Origin of the sequence: Planktotalea sp., from assembly GCF_049680325.1 — a bacterium.
Taxonomy (GTDB): domain Bacteria; phylum Pseudomonadota; class Alphaproteobacteria; order Rhodobacterales; family Rhodobacteraceae; genus Planktotalea.
Window position 1 is genome coordinate 1 of sequence record NZ_JBAUHO010000221.1, and the last position, 3614, is coordinate 3614.

General features: G+C 50.7%; 6 protein-coding genes. All 6 read right to left on the reverse strand.

Going from position 1 to position 3614, the window contains the following annotated elements; genetic code table 11:
- Positions 1-444, reverse strand: a 444-nt coding sequence (locus WBC85_RS10050) for a multicopper oxidase domain-containing protein (RefSeq protein WP_424436170.1), incomplete at its 3' end; no start/stop codon positions are given.
- 51 nt (positions 445-495) lie between these two features.
- Positions 496-1395: a c-type cytochrome gene (locus tag WBC85_RS10055; protein WP_424436173.1), complete on the reverse strand. Its 900-nt coding sequence runs from the start codon at positions 1393-1395 to the stop codon at positions 496-498.
- Positions 1396-1399: 4 nt separating this feature from the next.
- Positions 1400-1990: a c-type cytochrome gene (locus tag WBC85_RS10060; RefSeq protein ID WP_424436177.1), complete on the reverse strand. Its 591-nt coding sequence runs from the start codon at positions 1988-1990 to the stop codon at positions 1400-1402.
- Between the two features lie 16 nt (positions 1991-2006).
- Positions 2007-2462: a c-type cytochrome gene (locus WBC85_RS10065; RefSeq protein ID WP_347184335.1), complete on the reverse strand. Its 456-nt coding sequence runs from the start codon at positions 2460-2462 to the stop codon at positions 2007-2009.
- The gene (locus WBC85_RS10070; RefSeq protein WP_354689900.1) at positions 2462-3031 is read right to left on the reverse strand and encodes a L,D-transpeptidase; all 570 of its coding nucleotides are present in this window, start codon (positions 3029-3031) and stop codon (positions 2462-2464) included. Before WBC85_RS10070 ends, WBC85_RS10065 begins: the two co-directional genes overlap by 1 nt.
- Before the next feature lie 146 nt (positions 3032-3177).
- Positions 3178-3614, reverse strand: a 437-nt coding sequence (locus tag WBC85_RS10075; RefSeq protein ID WP_424436182.1) for a L,D-transpeptidase, incomplete at its 5' end; no start/stop codon positions are given.

Consider the following 3614-nt stretch of genomic DNA (forward strand, 5'->3'; position numbering starts at 1 on the left):
TTCAACGATAAGCGGCCCGGACAAGCCGCGTGCGACTTGTTCATAGGAGCGATTGTGCGCGTGATACCAAAAAGTACCAGCATCGGGCGCAACATAATCGTACTCGAACGTATCGCCCGTTTTAACCGCGGCCTGTGTCAGGCCAGAGACTCCGTCCATTGCATTATCAATCCTGATGCCGTGCCAATGCACAGACGTCGGATCAGGCACTTCATTCAAGAGCGTTCGCTGAACGCGGGCACCTTTAACAACTCGAATTTCTGGACCCGGCGTGCTGCCTTCATATCCCCAAATTGAGGTTTGTCCGTAACCCTCTGGCAGCAATTGAACGTCAGCGACGCTCGCTTTCAAAACCTGCGGTTTCACTGCGGTTTGCGCAAACGAGGGACGCGCAAAAACAGCCCCTGCGGAACTCATTAGAAAATGGCGTCGTGTTAGATGCATCGTGCTCTTAATCCTATCAAATTTCGTGTTAGCGGATATTCAAAAGATTGGTCATCCTCCGCTGTGATCGTCCATCAAATACACTGCCATTGCGCGACGATCTTCATTCGTTAGAAAACGTGTGCCCTGCTGGACAACTTCGCTCATCGAACCGCCAAAAGTATCGCCGTCGGGCATAATTCCAGTCTTCAAAGCATAGGCCAGCGAATCCACTGTCCAATCGCGCTTTCGCAGGGTCTTATAATCAATAGCAGGAGCTTTACTGCCCCCAGGCAAAGACGGATTGCCCGCAAAATGCTCATCAGCGCTCTTTCGCGCCCCAATGAAGTTACGAGACGTGTGGCATGCTGCGCAATGCGTCGCGCCTCCGACCAATTCACGACCGCGGTTCCATTCGGGATCTTGACCGGAAATTGGGTCCGTAGCAGGTGGCTTAAGGAAGGCTGCGCGCCAGACTTTAAGTCCCCAACGCTGATTAAACGGAAACGGCATTTCGTTAGCTGGTGCCGCTTCTGGCACAGCCTTTACAGTTTGAAACGCTGCATACAGATCAGCGATGTCTTGGTCACTAAAGTTTGCATAAAACGGATAGGTGAATGCCGGATAATACGGCTCCCCTTCAGGCGAAATGCCTTGGCGAACCGCTTTAGCAAATTCTTCAACAGTCCAACCGCCAATACCCAATTCGGGATCACTTGTCAGGTTCGCGGAATAGAGCGCGCCAAAGGGGGTATCCAATTTGACCCCGCCAGCTAAAGGCTTTCCACCGCCTTCAAAATTGGTGTGACAGGCGATGCAGCCACTTGCCCGCGCAAGGTAGCCGCCTTTTTTGACATTACCCGTCAGCGTGATCGGGGAAACTTCCTGCCCGATTGGCCACACAACAAGCGCGCCAATCACTGCGATCCCGGTGATTGCAGATGTCGCAAACGCCCACTTCCAGATCCCCATCGACTTAATTTTCTTTCGCACGGAATTTCTGGTGGCAAGCCGAACAGGTTTGCGCAACAGACGCAAACGCCGTGTCCGCCGGCATCGTTGCGAACATCTCGGCCGTGATCATTGTCTCGGCGCCCATGGCATCACCACCCATAGCGTCTTCTGTGGTTTCACCCATCATCGTGTCATTCGATCCGCCCATCATTGCGTCGTCTTGCTCTACAGCATCCTCTGCAAGACCGTTGCCAGCCGCAATCTTCATGCCTTCAGCATAGGCTTTGAGTTCATTTGAAATTTTGGAAAATTCTTCCCAATTATCCCATACCGCTGGCAAGGCAGAGGATGGCATTCCACCTGTGCCCTCTGGAAACAGAGATATCATTTGCTCGCCCGCGTGCTTGATCATAACGTCAGCAGCGCTGCGAACTTTGTCAGCGTCATATTCTACGGCTCCACGCATTATCGGCGTTAGGGCTTTAACGGCTTTGCCCATTGCAGACATGCCGTCCATGCGTTCTTTTACAATGCCTGTAGCTCCGTTATGCGCCATTGCAGCAACGCCGATAAACGCAATTAAGACAGAAGGGATAAGGATTTTCTTAGCCATTGAGTTAGTCCTTTAGTTATTTGATGCCATTGGCGCGTTGAAGTTCGCGTACATATGCGACAACCATTTTCAAATCGCCGTCCGTCAAACCTTCGACCGGTGGCATATTCCCAAACTTCCAGTGATGTGATCTGACACCATTTTTTGCTGCAACTAGAAATGCGCCATCACCATGATGACTTGGTTCGTAAATCTTGTGAACTAGGGGCGGGGCAACACCATTTTGTCCAGCCGCATTCTTGCCGTGACATTCCGAGCATTTGGCTGCGAAGACACGCTTACCAATTTTTGCATTTTCAGAAAATTCGGCAGGAACAATCACATTCGCAATTGGCTTCCCCTCACCAACGTTTGACAAATCCGGCGGGGTCATCGAGTGTCCGGCTGGAACCGCCGGTGCTGTTTGCTGCCAAATAAATGTTCCGCCTCCAAGGATGAGCAATGCAACGATGAAGATACCTGATTTGGACATTATATTAGCTTTACCTGAGTTCCGACGGGAGAGCGTTCAAACACCTCCTCGACGTGTTCATTGTAAAGACCAATGCAACCGCTCGAGGACTTACGACCGATCTTACGAGTGTCTGCCGTTCCATGAATTCGGTAGAACTGCCAAGATAAATACAGCGCGCGCGAACCAAGTGGATTTTTCGGATCACCACCTTTGACATGGATGGGCAACTCAGGATCGCGTTCGCGCATAGAAGGTGTCGGGGTCCAGCCTGGGTTGACGCGCTTCTCTACCACTTCCGTATACCCGCGCCTTGTAAGGTCTTCGGTCAAAGGTACCGAAGTTGGATAAATTCGCATTTCCCCATCAGGTGTCCAATGCTGTAGGACCATCGTCACAGTATCAGAAAGCAAGATTCCTTTTCCAATTTTATCGAAATGATCCTGCCAATCATGTATGCGAAACGAAGATGAATTGCGACGAACACCGCCCTGCTCCTGCGCACGCAGATAGGTCGGGGCGAACAAAATCGTAGCACTAAGTCCGCTCAACACTTTGCGACGCGATGCTGCCTTCAAACCATTTTTCATACTTTTGCCTTTCGGTTTGAGCCTTTAACTGACTCTTACTGCTTTTCTCCTCATCTTATTTCGCGGTTTTGAACGGCCTTTGCCAGATTTCAAATGTAATGAATTGTAGCCCTGCATCTGATCGACGTGGCTACCCACTTTAATCTTCAAGTTACAATTGGGTTCAAAACTACGCGTGTCTGAAGCGGCACTTTCTCATAAAAATCTATGATCTGATCATTGGTTAACCGCGCGCACCCATTCGAAACGCGCTGTCCAATAGTGTCGGGATTTGGTGTGCCATGGATCCGCAAATAGGTATCGCCACGGCCCGGTTGATACAAATAAAGTGCCCGAGCTCCGAGCGGGTTTTTCAAGCCACCGGGTACGCCCTTCGCAAACTTCTTATATTTCTTTGGATTGCGTTTGATCATCGATGGCGTAGGGGTCCAACGTGGCCATTCACGTTTTGCTGCGACATAAAACTCACCCGCCTCATACAAGCCCTTTCGTCCTATTCCAACAATATAGCGCAAAGCACGCCCCTCTGGCAGCGTCCAAAATAGTGCGAACTGGCTAGGGTCGACGTGTATTTCTCCCGGTG

Bases quoted from the DNA above. Each gene is read 5' to 3' on its own strand.
- WBC85_RS10060 (WP_424436177.1), bottom strand. From the start codon at position 1,990: ATGGCTAAGAAAATCCTTATCCCTTCTGTCTTAATTGCGTTTATCGGC.
- WBC85_RS10055 (WP_424436173.1), bottom strand. From the start codon at position 1,395: ATGGGGATCTGGAAGTGGGCGTTTGCGACATCTGCAATCACCGGGATC.
- WBC85_RS10070 (WP_354689900.1), bottom strand. From the start codon at position 3,031: ATGAAAAATGGTTTGAAGGCAGCATCGCGTCGCAAAGTGTTGAGCGGA.
- WBC85_RS10065 (WP_347184335.1), bottom strand. From the start codon at position 2,462: ATGTCCAAATCAGGTATCTTCATCGTTGCATTGCTCATCCTTGGAGGC.